General features: G+C 74.2%; 17 protein-coding genes. 7 read left to right on the top strand and 10 right to left on the bottom strand.

Annotated features, from left to right (window positions below; genetic code table 11):
* Window positions 1-121 precede the first annotated feature (121 nt).
* Entirely contained in the window at window positions 122-835 is a 714-nt protein-coding gene (locus tag E1212_RS27185) for a glycerophosphodiester phosphodiesterase (RefSeq protein ID WP_131988345.1), read from the bottom strand.
* Between the two features lie 261 nt (window positions 836-1,096).
* On the opposite strand from E1212_RS27185, the gene E1212_RS27180 reads away from it, so the two are divergent.
* The 3 genes from E1212_RS27180 (at window position 1,097) to E1212_RS27170 (ending at window position 4,208) form a co-directional block, all read left to right on the top strand.
* Complete coding sequence (locus E1212_RS27180; RefSeq protein WP_131988343.1) at window positions 1,097-2,227, top strand: glutamate--cysteine ligase; 1,131 nt, start codon at window positions 1,097-1,099, stop codon at window positions 2,225-2,227.
* Window positions 2,228-2,231: 4 nt separating this feature from the next.
* Window positions 2,232-3,404: an amidohydrolase gene (locus E1212_RS27175; RefSeq protein ID WP_238992505.1), complete on the top strand. Its 1,173-nt coding sequence runs from the start codon at window positions 2,232-2,234 to the stop codon at window positions 3,402-3,404.
* A gap of 108 nt (window positions 3,405-3,512) precedes the next feature.
* Window positions 3,513-4,208, top strand: coding sequence for a FadR/GntR family transcriptional regulator (locus E1212_RS27170; protein WP_131988341.1), 696 nt, complete (start codon window positions 3,513-3,515; stop codon window positions 4,206-4,208).
* 223 nt (window positions 4,209-4,431) lie between these two features.
* Here the strand turns inward: E1212_RS27170 and E1212_RS27165 are convergent, their stop codons facing one another.
* Window positions 4,432-6,060, bottom strand: a complete 1,629-nt coding sequence (locus E1212_RS27165) for a glycoside hydrolase family 3 protein (RefSeq protein ID WP_203417310.1) — start codon at window positions 6,058-6,060, stop codon at window positions 4,432-4,434.
* Window positions 6,061-6,141: 81 nt separating this feature from the next.
* Between E1212_RS27165 and E1212_RS27160 the strand changes: the two genes are divergently transcribed.
* Together E1212_RS27160 and E1212_RS27155 are read left to right on the top strand one after the other, a co-directional pair.
* On the top strand, window positions 6,142-7,452 hold the full coding sequence (locus E1212_RS27160) for a cytochrome P450 (protein WP_131988339.1): 1,311 nt from the start codon (window positions 6,142-6,144) through the stop codon (window positions 7,450-7,452).
* Window positions 7,453-7,462: 10 nt separating this feature from the next.
* A complete protein-coding gene (locus E1212_RS27155; RefSeq protein ID WP_131988337.1) occupies window positions 7,463-8,110 on the top strand; it encodes an HAD family hydrolase in 648 nt (215 codons plus the stop codon).
* Here the strand turns inward: E1212_RS27155 and tsaD are convergent.
* From tsaD to tsaB, 3 genes are read right to left on the bottom strand one after another with little or no spacing between them, the layout of a single operon-like run.
* Window positions 8,107-9,156 carry a tRNA (adenosine(37)-N6)-threonylcarbamoyltransferase complex transferase subunit TsaD gene (gene tsaD / locus E1212_RS27150; protein WP_131988335.1) on the bottom strand — a complete coding sequence of 350 codons (1,050 nt, stop codon included), beginning with the start codon at window positions 9,154-9,156 and terminating at the stop codon, window positions 8,107-8,109. The two genes, E1212_RS27155 and tsaD, sit on opposite strands and share 4 nt — an antisense overlap.
* A gap of 8 nt (window positions 9,157-9,164) precedes the next feature.
* The gene (gene rimI, locus E1212_RS27145) at window positions 9,165-9,656 is read right to left on the bottom strand and encodes a ribosomal protein S18-alanine N-acetyltransferase (protein ID WP_203417308.1); all 492 of its coding nucleotides are present in this window, start codon (window positions 9,654-9,656) and stop codon (window positions 9,165-9,167) included.
* Complete coding sequence (gene tsaB / locus E1212_RS27140; protein WP_131988333.1) at window positions 9,653-10,303, bottom strand: tRNA (adenosine(37)-N6)-threonylcarbamoyltransferase complex dimerization subunit type 1 TsaB; 651 nt, start codon at window positions 10,301-10,303, stop codon at window positions 9,653-9,655. The genes rimI and tsaB overlap by 4 nt, the downstream gene beginning before the upstream one ends.
* 83 nt (window positions 10,304-10,386) lie before the next feature.
* Between tsaB and E1212_RS27135 the strand changes: the two genes are divergently transcribed.
* Both E1212_RS27135 and E1212_RS27130 read left to right on the top strand, forming a co-directional pair.
* On the top strand, window positions 10,387-11,958 hold the full coding sequence (locus tag E1212_RS27135) for an MFS transporter (protein ID WP_131988331.1): 1,572 nt from the start codon (window positions 10,387-10,389) through the stop codon (window positions 11,956-11,958).
* Window positions 11,959-12,005: 47 nt separating this feature from the next.
* Window positions 12,006-12,611, top strand: a complete 606-nt coding sequence (locus tag E1212_RS27130) for a Uma2 family endonuclease (RefSeq protein ID WP_131988330.1) — start codon at window positions 12,006-12,008, stop codon at window positions 12,609-12,611.
* Between the two features lie 5 nt (window positions 12,612-12,616).
* Here E1212_RS27130 and E1212_RS27125 read toward each other — a convergent pair whose 3' ends face one another.
* The 5 genes from E1212_RS27125 to E1212_RS27105 form a co-directional block, all read right to left on the bottom strand.
* Complete coding sequence (locus E1212_RS27125; RefSeq protein ID WP_203417306.1) at window positions 12,617-13,351, bottom strand: pentapeptide repeat-containing protein; 735 nt, start codon at window positions 13,349-13,351, stop codon at window positions 12,617-12,619.
* Window positions 13,348-13,800 carry a tRNA (adenosine(37)-N6)-threonylcarbamoyltransferase complex ATPase subunit type 1 TsaE gene (gene tsaE, locus E1212_RS27120; protein WP_203417312.1) on the bottom strand — a complete coding sequence of 151 codons (453 nt, stop codon included), beginning with the start codon at window positions 13,798-13,800 and terminating at the stop codon, window positions 13,348-13,350. Before tsaE ends, E1212_RS27125 begins: the two co-directional genes overlap by 4 nt.
* A gap of 29 nt (window positions 13,801-13,829) precedes the next feature.
* Window positions 13,830-15,029, bottom strand: coding sequence for an alpha/beta fold hydrolase (locus tag E1212_RS27115; protein WP_203417304.1), 1,200 nt, complete (start codon window positions 15,027-15,029; stop codon window positions 13,830-13,832).
* The gene (alr, locus tag E1212_RS27110) at window positions 15,026-16,204 is read right to left on the bottom strand and encodes an alanine racemase (protein ID WP_238992503.1); all 1,179 of its coding nucleotides are present in this window, start codon (window positions 16,202-16,204) and stop codon (window positions 15,026-15,028) included. Before alr ends, E1212_RS27115 begins: the two co-directional genes overlap by 4 nt.
* A 159-nt stretch (window positions 16,205-16,363) precedes the next feature.
* On the bottom strand, window positions 16,364-17,517 hold a 1,154-nt coding region (locus E1212_RS27105; RefSeq protein ID WP_131988328.1), incomplete at its 5' end, for an NAD(P)H-hydrate dehydratase.

Below are 17,517 nucleotides of genomic sequence, written 5' to 3'. Positions count from 1 at the left end.
GTCCGGTCGCGTGCAAACCCCAGGACCGGGCACGACGACAGGTCGTTCACAAGACACCACGGTCACTGATCATTCGAGTCAGCCGCACCCGACCCCAGGACCACAAAGCATCTCACTGTGATCATTCGGGGACGGGAGGGGCGAGGCGCGCCACGGCGGCGACCAGCCGGTCGACGTGGTTGCCGTAGACCGCGTCGATGCCGGTGGCGAGGAGGCGGTCGAGGACCTTCGCCGTCTGGGCGTCCCAGCCGAAGGCGTGCACGCCGGCCTCGTGGAACAGCTCCACGTAGATCGGTGTCCAGTCCTGCCAGTGGAGGTTGACCGCGTCGATGCCGCGCGCCGCGAGCGTGCGGGCCCGGCCGCGGACGCCGTCCTGCAGGCGGCTCACCCGGGTGGAGTCGACCAGCCGCACGTCGCCGGCCAGTCCGCGCCACTCGGTCACCACGGCGAGCGAGTGATGGCAGAGCCAGGTCCGCTCCGCCACGCCGGCCGCCCGGACCACCGACACCACCGGCCCGATTGCCGCCGGATCCTTCACGTCGAGCGAGAGCTCGAACGCCGTCCCGCAGGCGGCGTAGAGCTCCGCCAGCGACGGGACGTGCGCGGGCAGCTCGGCCCGCGGGACCGACGAGATGGCGCGACGGCGCAAGCGCGGCCCGACGACGCCGTCGTGGTCGAGGACGACGACGCCGTCGGCGGTGACCCAGGCGTCGCTCTCGAGACCGGTGGCCCCCAGTCGCAGGGCCAGCTCGAACGCCGGCAGGGTGTTCTCGCGCTCCCGGGCCATGGCGCCGCGGTGCGCGAACGCGATGGGCTCCGCGCCGGTGAGAGTCATCACGCCCATCCTCGCAGGCGCCGGGCTTGTCAGCGCGCAGGGCGGCTGCGAAAATTGGATCTTGAGCCAGCCCGCTCACCGCACGACGCTGCCCGACGCTGGTGCGCCGGGTGCGAGTCGACCCCCGAAGGGCCGAAGTGCTCTTGACTCGCATCCGTTGGCGAAGCGATGCCACTTGTCAAGAACTGGCTCGTTTCATTTCACAAATGCCATGAGACGGGGCATTCCGAAAATACCGGGAGGCGTGTAACACTTCCGGACATGCAGATCCCGTTCTCGCCCTCCGCCCACAGCAGTCTGGGCGTGGAATGGGAGCTCCAGCTCATCGATCCGGAGACGCGCGAGCTCACGTCCGGCGCCATCGAGATCCTCGACGAACTGCGTCCCGCCGGCGCCTCCGAGCATCCGAAGGCCAAGCACGAGCTGCTGCAGTCGACCATCGAGGTCGTCACCGGCGTGTGCACCACGGTGGGCGAGGCACGCGCCGACCTCGCCGAGACCGTCCGCACCGTCGCCAAGGCCGCCGACCGCCGCGGCCTCGCGCTCATGTGCGCCGGCACCCACCCGATCACCAACTGGAACAGCCAGAAGATCAGCCCGAAGCCGCGCTACGAACAGCTCGTCGAGAACCTCCAGTGGCTGGCCCGGCGGCTGCAGATCTTCGGCGTCCACGTGCACGTCGGCGTCCGGTCGCCGGCGAAAGTCATCCCGATTGTCAACGCCCTGACGTCGTACGTCCCGCACTTCCTGGCGCTGTCGGCGTCGTCGCCCTACTGGGTGGGCCACGACACAGGCCTGGCGTCGTCGCGCAGCAAGGTGTTCGAGGCACTGCCCACCGCGGGCCTGCCGTACCAGCTGTCCGGCTGGGACCAGTTCGAGAGCTACATGGGCACGCTCATCTCGACCCGCACCATCGACTCGGTGCGCGAGGTCTGGTGGGACATCCGCCCGCACCCCGACTTCGGCACCGTCGAGCTGCGCATCTGCGACGGCCTGCCCACGCTCGACGAGGTGTGCACCGTCGCCGCGCTGGCCCAGTGCCTGGTCGAGCGGCTGGACCGCGAGATCGACCGCGGGTACACGCTGCCGTCGCCGAAGAACTGGGTGGTCCGCGAGAACAAGTGGCGCGCGGCCCGGTTCGGCCTCGACGCCGAGATCATCGTGGACGATCTGGACAATGTGGTGCCCGTGCGCCGAGCGTTACTCGATTTGGCCGACGAACTCATGCCCATTGCCCGTAGACTGTCCTGCGCCGACGAGCTCGCCGGTATCCAGCGCATTGTCGCGCGCGGAGCGAGCTACCAGCGGCAACGGACAATTGCAGAGGCGAACGGCGGTGATTTGACGAAGGTCGTCGACAGCCTCTTGGAAGAGATGGCTACGGGGTTGTGACCGAGTGACCTACGACTGGCTTGCGAGCTGGCTCGATCTTCATACCGACGACCTGACGGCGCTGCGGCGGATGCTGCATGCGCGGCCCGAGCTCGGCCTGCAGGAGCATCAGACCACCGACCTCCTCGTGCGGCAGCTGCGGATGTCCGGCCTCGAGCCGCGGGTCCTGCCGCGCGGCACGGGCGTGGTCGTCGACATCGGCACCGGCTCGCGCACCGTCGCGCTGCGCGCCGACATCGACGCCCTGCCCCTCCCGGACCTCAAGGAGGTCCCCTACCGCTCCACCGTCGACGGCGTCTGCCACGCCTGCGGCCACGACGCGCACACGGTCATGGCACTGGGGGCGGCCATGGCGCTGGCCAAGGTGCCGCAGCTGCCGGGCCGGGTCCGCGTGATCTTCCAGCCCGGCGAGGAGATCATGGCCGGTGCCCGCGAGGTCATCGCCGCCGGCGCGCTCGAGGGTGTCGAGCGGGCGTTCGCGCTGCACTGCGACCCGCGGCTGCCGGTCGGCCAGATCGGCATGCGCTCGGGCCCCATCACCGCGGCCTGCGACCTCGTCGAGGTGCGCGTGTCCGGCCCCGGCGGCCACACCGCCCGCCCGCAGCTGACCGTCGACCTCGTCGACACCATCTCGCGCATCGCCACCGACGCGCCGGCACTGCTGGCCCGGCAGATCGACATCCGCGCCGGGTTCCAGCTGGTGTGGGGGTCGCTGCAGGCCGGCGGCCCGCCCAACGCCATCCCGTCCGAGGGCATGCTGCGCGGCACCGTCCGCGTGCTCGACCACGCCGCCTGGGCCGACGCGGAGAAGTACGTCCGCGCCGTCGTCCGCGACATCGCGCACCCCAGCGGCGCGCGGGTCGAGATCGACTACGAGCGCGGCGTGCCCCCCGTCGTCAACGACGAAACCACCGTCGCGCTGATGCGCCAGGCCGTCGCCACGGAACTGGGCGCGCACGCCGTCACCGGCACCGAGACCAGCATGGGCGGCGAGGACTTCGCCTGGTACGGCGAGCACGTGCCGCTGGCGCTGGCGCGCATCGGCGTCCACGGCAGCGCGCTGCCGAAGATGGGCGACCTGCACCAGGGCGACTTCGACATCGACGAGAAGGCGCTCGCCTACGGCGTCCGGGTCTTCGTCAGCACGGCGCTGACGGCGCTCGCGTCGTCGCGCTGACCTCGCCCGACCTGCCGCGCCGCCCGGGACCCGTGGGCGGCGCGGCTACGATGATCGGGTGACGGATCCGACGGCGGACGCGACGGCGGCCAGGCCGGTGGCGTCGCCATGACCATGGCCGAGGACATCGCCGAGCTGGTCCTGCAGTCCATCGTCGACGGCGCCCTGCCGCCCGGCGCCACGCTGCCGCCCGAGGCCGACCTCGCCGAGAAGTTCGGCGCCAGCCGGCTCACCGTGCGCGAGGCGGTCCGCATCCTGCGCACGCAGAACGTCGTCCGCATCAACCGCGGCCGCGGCACCCAGGTCAACCCCACCGAGGACTGGACGTCGCTCGACGCCGTCATGCGGGTGTCCGCCGGCGGCCTGGGGTCCACGGCGTTCGTGGCGGCCCGGCTGCTCGAGGCGCGCCGCATGATCGAGGTCGGCGCCGTCCAGCTCGCCGCCGACCGCCGCACCGACGCCGACCTCGCCGAGCTCGAGGCCACCATCGCCCGCATGCGGGAGGCCGGCGAGCGCGACGACCTCGAGGCGGTCGTCGACGCCGACCTACGCTTCCACGCCGTCGTCATGCGGGCCAGCGGCAACCCGTTCGTGCCTCTGCTGTTCGACAGCATCGGCCCGCTGCTCGTGCAGACCCGCCGCCAGACCTCGTCCGTCCCCGGCATCCGGCGCGCGGCGCTCCGCCACCACCAGGCCATCCTCGGGGCGCTGCGCCACGGCGACGCCCACGAGGCGCGGCTGGCCATGGAGCGCCACCTCAGCCAGATGGACGACGACCTGCGCGGCGCCGCTCCCGCGGTCTGAGCTCACCCCTCTGGACTCTGTATCCACGCTGCGCCAGGGTCCGAATCCACTGCTGCGAGAGGCCCGCCGACGAAGGCGCGGATCCCGCCTGGGACGGCGCCGGCTGGGCGACGCTGGACGGGGCGCCCGGCCCGGCCGGCCGCCCGGTCACGCAGACCGCGATTCCCTACGCGGTCTGGGCCGACCGCCGGCCGTCCGAGCTGCGGGTCCGGGTGCCCATCGCCTACTGAGCCGGGCAGCCCTGCTGGTCGACGCCGTCGACGGTGACGGGAAGCGTGCCCGTCGCCGCCGACGTGCCGGCCAGCACCTCGGCCAGCGCCCGGAACGCGCCGGGCGTCCGTCCGTACAGCGCGATCTTCACCGGCGCGTCGCTGCGGCCCAGCGCGTATGGCCGGTCGAGCGCGACGACGACGTCGCCGGAGCCGGGGTCGGTGCCGCCGAGCAGCCGGACCGTGGTGGGCGCGTTCGCGTCGGTGGTGAGCCCCGCGGCCCCGGCCGCCTCGTCGAACCGGACGCGGTCGGCCTCCTCGCCGCCGACCACGCGGATGGCGCCGTCGACCAGCGGCCCCTCGCAGGCCCCGGCGACCACCGTCACCCCGCCCAGCGATTCGGCGTAGGAGAGGTCCTCGTGGCTGCCGACGGCGGCCGGGTCGGCGGCGGGCCCGGAGGCCGCGTGCAGCATGAGCGCGACGCCGCGGGTGGCCGCCTCGGCCAGCCGGTCCGCGGGCAGCTCGCCGCTCGCGACGGCGTCGACGATGGCGGTGTGCGCGGACTCGACGTCGGCCGGCATCAGCACGATGTCGACGCCCGCGGCCAGCGCCCGGACGGCCGCGGCGCCGGAGCCGTAGCCCTCGCTGATCGCGGCCATGTCCTGCGCGTCGGTGATGACGGCGCCCTCGAAGCCGAGCTCGTCGCGGAGCAGCCCGATCACTTTGGGCGACAGCGACGCCGGCAGACCTGACTCGACGGCATCCACTTCTATGTGCGCGACCATGACGGCCTCCGCGCCGGCCTCGACCGCCGCCCGGAACGGGACGAGGTCGCGGGCGCGCAGCTCGTCGAGGCCGGCCGTCTGCACCGGCAGCTCCTCGTGGCTGTCGGCCGGCACCGAGCCGTGTCCCGGGAAGTGCTTGGCCACCGCGACGATGCCGGACGCCGCGTAGCCCTGCAGCGAGGCCCGCACCGTCTCGGCCACGACCTGCGGGTCCGACGACGCCGAGCGCGTCCCGATGGTGGGGTCGTCGGGGCCGGTGGTGACGTCGGCGTCGGGAGCGAAGACCATGGTCAGACCCATGGCCCGCAGCTCCTCTCCGCTGGCCTGCGCGACCTCGGCGGCCATCGCGGTGTCGCGCGACGCGCCCAGCGTCATGTAGGCGGGGAACTCCGTCGCCGGCTCCTTGATCCGCGCGACCGTGCCGCCCTCTTGGTCGATGCCGATGATGACGGGGAACTCGCGGTCGTCGGCCTCCTGGATGGCCGCCGTCGCCTCTTGGACCTGCTCCGGCGACTCGACGTTGTCGCCCATGAGGATGACGCCGCCCAGGCCGAGCTCGGCGATCTGCGCGAGCGGCGGCTCGAGGCCGCTGTAGCGCGCGACGATGACCTGGCCGGCCTGCCGCTCGACCGGCATGTCCGCGACCAGCGCGGCCGCCCGGTCGTACTCGTCCTGCGTGGGTCCCCAGGCCAGCGGCGGCGGGGTGGCCGGCGTGGGCGACGGGGAGGGGCCGGTGGTCGGCTCGCCGGTCGCGGCCGGGGTGTCGCCGTCGTCGTTGCCGCCGGTGTCACCGTCGTCGCCGGGCCCGCACGAGGCCAGCAGCAGTGCGCCGGCGAGGAGGAAGAGCAGTCGCCGCATTTCCGCCAGTCTGCCACGCCCGCCGTCCGTCCCGTGAGCGAACGGGTGGCGGCGCGCGCGGCCCCCTCGTAGCGTCGGGGTATGCGCCGTTCGCTGCCGGTCGTCGGTGACCTGCCCGCGTTCCAGTCCGATCGGCTCCGTTTCATCACGTCGACGCACCGCGACCAGGGTGACGTCGCCCGGTTCCGGCTCGGGCCGTTCCCCGTCTGGCAGCTGGCGCACCCCGACCTCGTCCGCTCCGTGCTGGTCACCGACGCGGCCGGGTTTCGCAAGGGCATGGTGCTGCAGCGCGCCCGCGTCGTCCTGGGCGACGGCCTGCTCACCGCCGAGGGCGACGTGCACCGGCACCACCGCGACCTCGTGCAGCCGGCGTTCCACTCGCGGCGGATCACCGGGTACGCGTCGGTGATGATCGAGCGGGCCGCCGACACCGCCGGCGCGTGGGTGCCGCGGGAGCCGCTGGACGTGCACGCGTCGACGGTGCGCATGACGGTCGAGACGGCGGCGTCGACCCTGCTCGGCACATCGGTCGACGTCAGCACCGTCGAAGAGGCGCTGGCGGACTTCCTCAGCGCGTACAAGCTGGCGTTCCTGCCGTTCAGCGAGAAGCTGCAGGCGCTGCCGGTGGGGCCGTTGCGGCGGCTGCAGCGCGGGCGGCAGCGGCTGCACGGCCTGGTCGACTCGGTGGTGGCCGAGCGGGCGGCGTCCGGTCACGACGGCGGCGACCTGCTGTCCGCGCTGGTCCTGGGTTCCGACGGCGACGGCGCTGCCCTGTCGTCGCAGGAGTTGCGCGACGAGGCGACGACGCTGCTGCTGGCCGGCCATGAGACGACGGCGAACACGCTGGCGTACGCGCTGCACCTGCTGGCGGCGCATCCGTCGGTCCAGGGCTCGGTGCAGGACGAGGTCGATGCCGTCGTCACCGGGGACCGGCCGGTCGCCGCCGACGCCGACCGGCTGCCGCTGTGCCGCGCCGTCGTCTCCGAGGCCCTGCGCATGTACCCGCCGTCGTGGATGATGGGTCGCCAGGCGCTGGTCGAGTACTCCGTCGGCTCGCAGGTCATCCAGCCCGGCGACCTCGTGCTGCTGCCGCAGTGGATCGTCCACCACGATCCGCGCTGGTGGCCGCAGCCCTACTCCTTCGACCCCTCGCGCTGGCTGTCCGACGGGGCCGGGTCGGCTGACCGGCCGCGGTGGGCGTTCTTCCCGTTCGGCGCCGGCCTGCGCCGCTGCATCGGCGAGGGCTTCGCCTGGACCGAAGCCGTGCTGGGGCTCGCGACCATCGCTCGGCGGTGGCGGCTGCGCCCCGTTCCCGGCCGGCCGCTGCGGCTGGAGCCGCTGATCACCCTCCGCCCGCGCGGCGGTCTCTGGCTCATCCCCGAGCCCCGTTAGCGTGGCGGGCATGGATGCGGTGATCTTCGACCTCGACGGCGTGCTGGTCGACTCCGAGCGAGCGTGGGACGAGGTGCGCCGGGCGGTCGTCGCGGAGAACGGCGGCGCGTGGACCGACGAAGCGACCCGGGCGATGCAGGGCATGAGCACGCCCGAATGGGCCCGCTACCTGGTCGAGGACCTGGGGGCGCGCCTCACCGCGGAACAGCTGGCTGCCGCCGTCGTCGACGAGATGGCCCGCCGCTACGCCGACGCCCCACCGGTCATCGACGGCGCGGTCGACGCCGTCCGGGCCGTCGCCGCACGGGATCTCGTCGGCATCGCGAGCTCGTCACCGCCCGTGCTGATCACGGCGTTCCTCGAGTTCGCCGGCCTGACGTCGCTGGTGCCCGTGGCCGTGTCGAGCGAGGAGGTCACCTCCGGCAAGCCCGCCCCGGACGTCTACCTCGAGGCCGCCCGCCGCCTCGACGTCGACCCCCGGCGCTGCGCCGCCGTCGAGGACTCCACCAACGGGCTGCGCTCTGCCCGCGCCGCCGGCATGACCGTCGTCGCGGTGCCGAACCCGCACTTCCCGCCCGACCCCGCCGTCCTGGCCGGCACCGCCGCCGTCGTCCTCGACGACATCAGCGAGCTCCCCGGAGCCCTCGAACGCCTCTAACCGACGAGCACCTGGGTGACCGGGAGCGAGGAGTCCGAGGCGAAGTCGAGCGACGACGGGGGCAGGTCGCGCTCGACGACGGCGGCGCCGAGGGCGGCGATCATGGCGCCGTTGTCGGTGCAGAGCGAGAACCGCGGCTGGCGCAGCTCGATCCCGGCGGCCGCACACCGCGACCGCGTCAGCTCGCGCAGCCGGGCATTGGCCGCGACGCCGCCGGCCAGGACCATGGTCGAGATGCCGCGCTCCTGACACGCCAGGACCGCCTTGCGAGTGAGCACGTCGGCGACCGCCTCCTGGAAGCCGGCGGCGACATCGCCGACCGGGACCGCCCGGCCCTCGCGCTCGGCGGTCTCGACCCACCGCGCCACCGCGGTCTTGAGGCCGGAGAAGGAGAAGTCGTAGCGGTGCCGCTCGAGGTCGCGCTGACCGGTGAGGCCGCGCGGGAACCGGATCGCGCCCGGGTCGCCGTCGGCGGCCGCGCGCTGGATGTTCGGCCCGCCCGGGTACTTGAGCCCGATCAGCCGGGCGACCTTGTCGAACGCCTCGCCCGCGGCGTCGTCGAGCGTCTGGCCGAGCAGCGTCGCCGACGTGGCGATGTCCTCGACGAGCAGGATCTCGGTGTGGCCGCCGGACACCAGCAGGGCGACGACCGGCTCGGCCAGCGGCCCGTTCTCGAGCTGCTCCGCCGCCACGTGGCCGACCAGGTGGTTGACGCCGTAGAGCGGCTTGTCGAGCGCGACGGCGAGCGCCTTGGCCGCCGACACCCCCACCATGAGCGCGCCGGCCAGCCCGGGACCTGCGGTGACGGCGACGGCGTCGACGTCGCCCAACCCGGCCCCGGCCTCGGCCAGCGCCCGGTGCAGCGTCGGCACCATGGCCTCGAGGTGTGCCCGGCTGGCCACCTCCGGGACGACGCCGCCGAAGCGCACGTGCTCGTCGACGGAGCTGGCGACGGCGTTGGCGAGCAGCGTGGTGCCGCGCACCAGGCCGACGCCGGTCTCGTCGCAGGAGGTCTCGATGCCGAGGATCAGGGGCTGGTCGCTCACGTCGCCGATTATCCCTCGGCCGCCGGGGCGGCCCGCAGCCACTTGCGCAGGACCAGCCCGTCGCGGCCGCCGCCGTAGTACTTGCGCCGGACGGCGATGCGCTCGAACCCGTGCCGCGCGTAGAACGCCAGCGCCGGATCGTTGTCGGCGCGGACCTCGAGCAGCAGCTCGCCCGCGCCGCGGCGACGCGCCTCGGTCTCGAGCGCCGTCATCAGCAGCGTCCCCACCCCGCCGCGCTGCGACGACGGCGCGACGGCGATGGTCAGGACGTCGGCGGCGTCGCCGGGGTGGGACGGCGCCTGGAGTCCCGCGTAGCCGACGACGACGCCGCCGGCCTCGGCGACGACGTACCAGCGCACGTCGGGGACACCGGCCAGCTCGGACTCGAACTGTGCCGCGGACCAGGGCGGATCGCCGGCGAACAGCTCCTGCTCCAGCGGGACGACGACGTCGAGGTCCGGCCGGGTCATCGGCCGCAGCGCGGCCGTCACGGCCGTCACCGGGTCAGGACGCTCTTGCGCGCGCTCGGCGGGGTGGCGTCGGGGCGGCGCAGGTAGAGCGGGTCGGGCGGGAGGATCTCGACGGCCCTCGCGGCGACGGCGGCGGCGAGGTGGGCGGCCGACGGGTACTCGGGGTCGAGGGCCCGGGCGAACGCGCCGGGGTACAACCGGGCCCCTGCCCCGGCCGCGGGCGTCGCCGTCGTCCCCAGATCGGCGGCCGGGCCGACGTCGGGCCCGCCGGTGCGCGCGCCGCCGGCGTCGTATGCGGCCCAGTAGACCTCGCGGCGGCGGGCATCGGTGGCGACGGCGAACGGCTCGCCCGGCGGGTCGGTGGCCAGCACGCCGTAGGCAAGGATGTCGAGGCTGCAGACGCCGCGGACCGGCAGGTCGAGGACGGCGCCCATGGTCCGGGCCGCGGCCAGGCCGACGCGCAGGCCGGTGAACGGCCCCGGGCCGACGCCGACGGCGAGCTCGGTGAGGTCGCTGCGGGTGGCGCCCGCCTCGGCGAGGATTTGGGTGACCAGCGGCATGAGCAGCTCGGTGTGCCGGCGCGGGTCGACGGTGGTCGCGTCGGCGAGCACCCGCTCGCCGTCGTGCAGCGCCACCGTCACCGCGGGGGTCGACGTGTCCAGGGCCAGCAACAGCACCCGCCCACCCTACGTCCGCGGCACCCACCTCACCCAGTTCGGGTGACCTGGGCGCGGCGAGCCCGGGGTGAGGGTGGATGGTCATGACCGAGTCGACCCGCACCGCCCGGCTGTCGCCGCTCGTCATGGTGGCGATGATCCTGGCGGTCTCCATGTCGTTCATCGACCAGACGATCGTGGCGATCGCGTCGCCCGAACTGCAGCGCGACCTCGGCCTCACCAGCAACGAGGGCGAATGGGTGATCAACGCCTACCTGGTGGCGCTGGCGGCGACGTTCGCGCTCGGCGGCCGGATCGCCGACGCCTGGGGCGCCCGCCGGATGGTGCTGGTCGGCGTCGCCGGGTTCGCCGTCACGTCGGCGCTGTGCGGCGCCACCCCCGACACGTCGTGGGCGGAGGCCTGGCTGATCACGGCGCGGGCGGCGCAGGGGGTCTTCGCGGCGGTGCTGCTGCCCGCGGCGATCTCGATCGTCTACGGCGCCGCGCCGCCGGAGAAGCGGGGCCGGTCGACGGCGATGTTCTTCGGCCTCACCGGGGCGTTCACCGCGCTCGGGCCGATCCTGGGCAGCTACCTGCTCGAGTGGACGTGGCGGACGATCTTCTGGATCAACCTGCCGGTCGCGGCGGCCGCGCTGGTCTGCGTCATGCTGGCGCCCATCGGCGCGCACCGCCGGCCCGGTGAGATCGACCGGCCCGGCGCGGCCCTCGTGGCGGCCGGCATGGCGCTCAGCGTGATGGGCTTCTCGCAGGCGACGGAGTGGGGCTGGACCAGCGTCTGGACGTGGGCCTGCCTGGCCGGCGGTGCGGCGCTGCTGGTGCTGTTCGGGCTGGTCGAGCGGCGACGGCGGCCGCCGCTGATCCGGCTGGACATCTTCCGGCTGCGCGGCTTCCGGGTCGACTCCGGCGTGCTGTTCTTCGCGATGATCGCGTTCGTGCCGGTGTCGTACTTCCTCAGCGTGTACGCGGCGGTGTCGCTGGACCTCGACGCGGGCGGCGCCAGCACGCTGCTGCTCCTGTACTTCCTGGGCTTCCTGCTGGCGGCGCAGGTCGGCGGGCGCATCTTCGACGCCTGGGGCGCGAAGCCGACGATCCTGCTCGGCTGCGCCGTCGGCATCGCCGGCTACGTGTGGTGGGCGACGCAGGTGACGACGCTGGACGCCGCGGACCAGCACCACCCGCTGTTGCTGGCCGGCGCCGGGATCGGGTTCCTGCTCGGGCCGGCCAGCGCCGACGCGGTCAGCCGCGCCCACGACGCGTCCTACGGCGAGGTCACCGGCATCAACCAGACGATCCGCAACTACGGGTCGGCGCTCGGGTTCGCGGTGCTCGGCACCCTCGCCACGCATGTGTTCACCGGCCGCTTCGCGTCCTCGCTGGTCGGCCTCGGCGTGGACCGGAGCAACGCCGACGAGCTCGCCCAGCGGGCCGCCACCGGCGGCGGCGGCGACCGCGACCTGAGCGGCGTGCCCGCGGCGGCGCGCGGTGCGGTCGAACGGGCGGTCGCGCAGGACTTCGCCCAGGGCATGCGCGCCGTGCTGATCGCGATGGCGGTGGCGCTGGCCGTGGCGTTCCTCATCGCGCTGCGCCATCCCGGCGACCGCCCGGCCCAGGACCCGGCTGACGTGCACGAACTGACTGCTCCCGGCCCGCGTTGATACCCTTGAGCCAACGAGGGGGCTCGTTGGAAGGAGGTGTTGCCGGCATGGTCGCAGAGACTCTTCCCGCGCCCGTCGCGGAGCCCGTGCCGTCCTGGGTGTACCCACCCGGCGGATTCACGGCCGAGAAGTTCCTGAAGCTCGAAGGGTTGCCGAAGCACACCCAGTTGATCGACGGGAGCCTCGTCTTCGTGAGCCCTCAGCAGCTCTGGCACAGCAAGGTCATCGAACTGCTCGTGCACGAGCTCGACCGGCAGGCACCGGACGGGCTGCGCGCGATCCGTGAGATGTCGGTCCGGCTCGGTGACCGGCAGGTGCCCGAGCCTGACGTCGCCGTGATCACCGCCGAGGCGTACAACCGCAGTGACAAGGCGACCCACTTTTTCGGCGATGACGTCGTGCTCGCCATCGAGGTCGTGTCGCCCGACTCGATCGAACGCGACCGCGACACCAAGCCGCACAAGTACGCGCTGGCGGGCATCGAACACTTCTGGCGCATCGAGGAGGACGGCGGCCGCCCCGTCGTCTACACCTACGTCCTCAACGCGATCCAGGAGTACACGGGCACCGGGATCCATCACGACCGGCTGAGCAGCAAGGCGCCGTACCCCATCGACATCGACCTGACGAAGGTGCACGCCCGGCCGAGCTGACGCCGTCAGTCGACCACGATGCCGAGCTGGGCCAGCAGCTTCGAGGCCTGATCGGCCGAGATGGTGGCGCCGGAGAGCAGCTGCGCCTCCTGCCAGGAGAAGTCGCCGAGGTCGGCGCCGCGCAGGTCGGCGCCGTCGAGCTCGGCGGCCCGCAGCACCGCGCCGCGCAGCCGCGAGTCGGTCCAGACGGTGTCGCGCAGGTCGGCGCCGGACAGGTCGGCGTCGTCAAGGCGCAGGCCGTCGAGCTCCTGGCCGCGCAGGCTGATGCCGGCCATCCCCGCGAGCATGAGGTTGCAGCGCCGGAACGTCGCGCCCAGCCCGCGCGACTCGTCGAACCGGGCGCCGACCAGCCGGCAGCCGGTGAAGGCGGCGCCCGCGATCAGGGTGTCGCGCCAGACGGTGTTGGCGAGGTCGACGCCGTCGAACGCGGCATCGGAGACGTCGGCACCGCTGAACACCGCCTTCGCCGCCGAGCCGCCCTTCCAGACCGAGCCGTCGAGGTCGGCCTGGCCGAAGCCGGCTCCGTCCACGACACAGGCCTCGAACGTGGCCCCGATGAGCGCGCCGCGGGTGAGCCGGGCGTCGGTGAGGTCGCAGCGGCGGAACACCCGCGGCGCCGGCCCGGCCACCTCGACCAGCTCGGTGAGGTCGCGCCCGGCGAGATCGGCGTCGCAGACGTCCGAACCGACGGCCAGCAGCGCGGCCAGCTCGTCGTCGGTGAGCGCCAGGCGTTCGGTCACGGCCGCACCGCGGTCGCCAGCGCCGACTCGTCCCAGCGGCCGCCGACGGCCCGGACGTGCACGTGCCGCACCTCGCCGGGATCGCCGTCGCCGCCGTGGGAGCGGTCGATGTGGATCTCGAGCCGGTCGCCGGCGAGCCCCTCGGCCACGCCCTCGCCCCACTCGACCAGCGTGACGGCCTCGTCGAGGGTGGCCTCGAGGTCGATGTCCTCGAGCTCGTCCCAGCCGCCCAGCCGGTAGGCGTCGACATGCACGAGCGGCGGGCCCTCGACCAGTGACGGGTGCACGCGCGCGATGACGAACGTCGGCGAGGTGACGGGCCCGCGCACACCGAGCCCGGCGCCGACGCCCTGGGCGAGCGTCGTCTTGCCGGCCCCGAGGTCGCCGCCGAGCAGCACGAGGTCGCCGGCCCGCAACACCGCCGCGAGCCGCTCGCCCAGCGCCGTCATGGACTCGGCGTCCGGGACGTCGAGGTCGATCACCGCTTCCTCCTCTCCCCTTGTCCCTTGCGGGACTCGTCTGCGCCTGAGACCTCGCGGCCGGCCGCCGGCCGGTCGGGGCGCCGGCGCCGGACCGACGCGATGCGGCTGCTCAGCCGCCGCGGCCGGCCGCCGCGGCGGGTCCGTTCCACCAGCGTGCGCAGTGCCTCGGTGACCATCTCGTGCCGCTCGAGCAGCACCATGTGCCCGGCGTCGGTGGCCTCGATGTACTCGACGTCTACCAGCGTGTCCGCGAGGTCGCGGCTGTGCTGGACCGGCGTCATCTGGTCGCGCTCGCCGCCGATGACGAGCACGGGGATCTTCGCCAGGACGGGGACCGCCTCGGCCGCGTCGAGCTCGCCGAAGAGCGGGAAGAACCGCGCCACGACGTCGATGGGCACGGCGGCGTTCATGATGGCCGTGAACTCGACCAGCTTCGGGGAGCCGCCCTCGGCGAACGCGTAGCGCCGGGTGAGCACGTAGGCGAGGTCGCTGCCCATCTTGCGGCCGCGCTCGACCAGCTCGGGCTTGCGGGCCAGGATCGAGACGGCGGCGGGAGCGGCGCGCCCGGCCAGCCGGCCGAGGTAGCCGGGAAGGCCGAGCCCGGACACGTCGAGCTTCTGCCCGCTGGTGGCGATGAGCGCGGCGCCGACGATGCGCCGGCCGAACAGCTCGGGCCGCTCCTCGGCCAGCGCCTGCAGCGTCATGCCGCCCATGGAGTGCCCGATGAGCACGATGGGCCCCTGGGGCACCACCTCGTCGATCAACTGCCCGAGGTCGGTGCCGAGCCGGCGGAACGAGAGCTCGGTGTCGTCGGGCAGCGGGCCGGACCGGCCGTGCCCGCGCTGGTCCCAGAACACCAGCCGCGCGCTGCCGCGAAGGTCGCGGCGCTGGAAGTGCCAGGCGTCCATGGTGAGGGCGAAGCCGTGGCAGAACACCAGCGTGGGCGCACCTCGATCGAGCGCCTCGGCAGCGTCATCGACCTCGACGTGCAGCGCGACGCCGTCGTCGGTGACCACCGTGCGTGCAGCACCGCGCAGCGAGCCGAACGGCTCGTCGGCGTAAGGATCGTCCTGCTTCAACGACCTACCCATCACGTAGCGCTCCGCGGCGAATCCGACGGCGGCGCCCGCAGTGGCCACACCCACCCAGGCGCCGACGATGCCGGCCGTGCGCCCGGCGGCGACCAGCCTGCTCACAGCTCTCCGTTGACGTATACCCGAGGAAGCCGGGGAGCGAACCGGGTGACGATCTCATAGGAGATGGTGCCGGTGGCATCGGCCCAGTCCTGGGCCGTGGGCTCGCCGGCGGCGGCGTCGCCGAACAGCACCACCTCGTCGCCTGCGTTGACGTCGTCGTCGCGGAGGTCGACGACGAACTGGTCCATGCAGACCCGGCCGGCGATGCGCCGCGTGACGCCGCGGATGAGCACCGGCGCGCCCGGGCCCGCGGAGCCGCCGGACGCATGGCGGGGCACGCCGTCGGCGTAGCCGAGCGGGACCAGGCCCAGCGAGGACTCGCGGTCGGTGACGTAGAGGTGGCCGTACGAGACGCCCTGCCCGGGCGGCACCCGCTTGACCAGCGCCAGCCGAGCCCGCACCGACATGGCCGGACGCAGGCCGACGTCGGCCGGAGCGACCTGCTGCGGCACCGGCGACAGCCCGTACGTGGCCAGGCCCGGACGGACGAGGTCGAAGTGGGCGCTGCGCATGGTGAGCGTGGCGGCGGAGTTGGCGAGGTGCCGGACCTCGGGCCGGACGCCGCGCGCCTCGGCGAGGTCGACGGCGTCGCGGAACGCGGCGAGCTGCCGGGCGTTGGCCGGCTCGCCCGGCTCGTCGGCGCGAGCCAGGTGCGACCAGAGGCCCGCGACCTCGACCAGCCCCTCGGCCTGGGCCTTCAGGGCGTCGTCGACCAGCGTGGGCCAGTCGGCCGGCGGCGCCCCGGCCCGTCCCATGCCGGTGTCGGCCTTGAGGTGCACCCGCGCGGTGCGGCCGGTCTCGCGGGCCGCGGCGGCGATCTCGGCCAGCGCCCACGGCGCCGACGCGGACACGTCGACGTCGGCGGCCAGCGCGTCGGCCCACCGCTCGCCGGGCGCGTTGAGCCAGGCCATGACCCGGCCGTCGACCCCGGCCGCGCGCAGCGCCAGCGCCTCGGCCAGCGTGGCGGTGCCAAGCCAGGAGGCGCCGCCGGCCCGCGCGGCGCGCGCCACCGGCACCAGCCCGTGGCCGTACGCGTCGCCCTTGACGACGGTCATGACCTGCGCCGGAGCGGCGCGGACGGCGAGCTCGGCGACGTTGTCGCGGATGGCGGCCAGGTCGACCCGCACCTCCGCGTGCGGTACGGGCCCGGGGCCGTGGGTGTTCAGCTCGGTCACCACGTCCCCGCTCGGGTCAAGCGCCGCCGACAGCGGGCGTCCTGGTCGGTCACCACGTCTGCGATTCTGTCAGCCCGCACCGACAAGGGGCGCCCGCCCCTGCCGGCCGGGCGGCTCGCTCCGCCATGAGCACCACGACGCACCGGTGCGTGGTGGTGCTCATGGCACAGGGCCGCGCAGGGAGCGCAGGACGGCAGGCAGCGCGGCCAGGACGTCGCCGGCGCTCGGATACCCGGTGCCGGCCGCCGCGCGCTGCCCGGCCAGCCCGTGCGCGTACGCGGCCACGCTCCCCGCCTCGAGCGGTGACAGCCCGCCGGCCAGCAGCGATCCGGCCAGTCCGGCGAGCACGTCGCCCGTGCCCGCGGCCGCCAGCGCCGACGTGCCCGTGGGATTGACCCGCACCCGCCCGTCGGGCGCCGCCACCACCGTCGTCGACCCCTTGAGCAGCACGACGGCGTTCCACCGCTGTGCGGCCAGCCGGGCGTGGTGCAGCCGGCGCGCCTCGACGACCGGCCGCTCGACGTCGAGGAGCCGGGCCAGCTCACCCGCGTGCGGGGTCAGCAGCGCCGGACCGGTGAACCGGTCCGGCAGCCAGCGCAGGCCGTCGGCGTCGACGAGCACCGGCAGTCCGGCCGTGAGGACCGCGCCGACGTCGTCGCCGCGCCCGTCGCCCAGCCCAGAGCCGATGGTCCACGCCTGCACCCGCCCGACGGCGTCGGGCGACGGCCCGGCGATCGCCTCGGGCCAGCGCTGCCGCACCTCGGTGGCGACGGCGCCCGGCCCGGCGTAGCGGACCATGCCGGCGCCGCCGTGCAGCGCGCCACCCACGGCCAGTACAGCGGCGCCGGGGAACTGCCCGGAGCCGGCCAGCACGCCGACGACGCCCCGGGAGTACTTGTCCGACTCGCGGCCGGGGTCGGGCAGGAGCGCGCTGACCTCGGCGTCGTCGAGCACGGTCATGGCCGGCTCCGGCAGGTACGGTCCGAGCCCGATGTCGACGACATGCAGCGTGCCGGACGCGGCGGCCGCGGGGTCGATCACCAGGGCCGGCTTCAGCCCGCCGAACGTGACGGTGTGATCGGCGACGACGGCGTCACCGGGGGTTTCGCCGGTGTCGGGATCGACGCCGCTGGGGAGGTCGACGGCGACGACGACGCCCGCCTTCCGGCCCTCGCGCAGCAGCGCCGCCAGCCTGGCCGCGTCGCCCCGCAGCCCGCCCCGTCCGCCGATGCCGAGGATGCCGTCGAGCACCAGGTCGGCCTGCGCCAGCGCGAGCCGGACGCCGTCGCCGCCGGCCCCGCCCTCGACGACCC

Source organism: Jiangella ureilytica (assembly GCF_004348545.1).
GTDB lineage: Bacteria > Actinomycetota > Actinomycetes > Jiangellales > Jiangellaceae > Jiangella > Jiangella ureilytica.
This window is presented reverse-complemented; position numbering and strand designations above follow the sequence as displayed.

Coding starts and splice junctions, on each gene's coding strand:
- E1212_RS27185 (WP_131988345.1), bottom strand. CDS start 835: ATGACTCTCACCGGCGCGGAGCCCATCGCGTTCGCGCACCGCGGCGCC.
- E1212_RS27180 (WP_131988343.1), top strand. CDS start 1,097: ATGCAGATCCCGTTCTCGCCCTCCGCCCACAGCAGTCTGGGCGTGGAA.
- E1212_RS27170 (WP_131988341.1), top strand. CDS start 3,513: ATGACCATGGCCGAGGACATCGCCGAGCTGGTCCTGCAGTCCATCGTC.
- E1212_RS27165 (WP_203417310.1), bottom strand. CDS start 6,060: ATGCGGCGACTGCTCTTCCTCCTCGCCGGCGCACTGCTGCTGGCCTCG.
- E1212_RS27160 (WP_131988339.1), top strand. CDS start 6,142: ATGCGCCGTTCGCTGCCGGTCGTCGGTGACCTGCCCGCGTTCCAGTCC.
- E1212_RS27155 (WP_131988337.1), top strand. CDS start 7,463: ATGGATGCGGTGATCTTCGACCTCGACGGCGTGCTGGTCGACTCCGAG.
- E1212_RS27135 (WP_131988331.1), top strand. CDS start 10,387: ATGACCGAGTCGACCCGCACCGCCCGGCTGTCGCCGCTCGTCATGGTG.
- E1212_RS27130 (WP_131988330.1), top strand. CDS start 12,006: ATGGTCGCAGAGACTCTTCCCGCGCCCGTCGCGGAGCCCGTGCCGTCC.
- tsaE (WP_203417312.1), bottom strand. CDS start 13,800: ATGACGGCGCTGGGCGAGCGGCTCGCGGCGGTGTTGCGGGCCGGCGAC.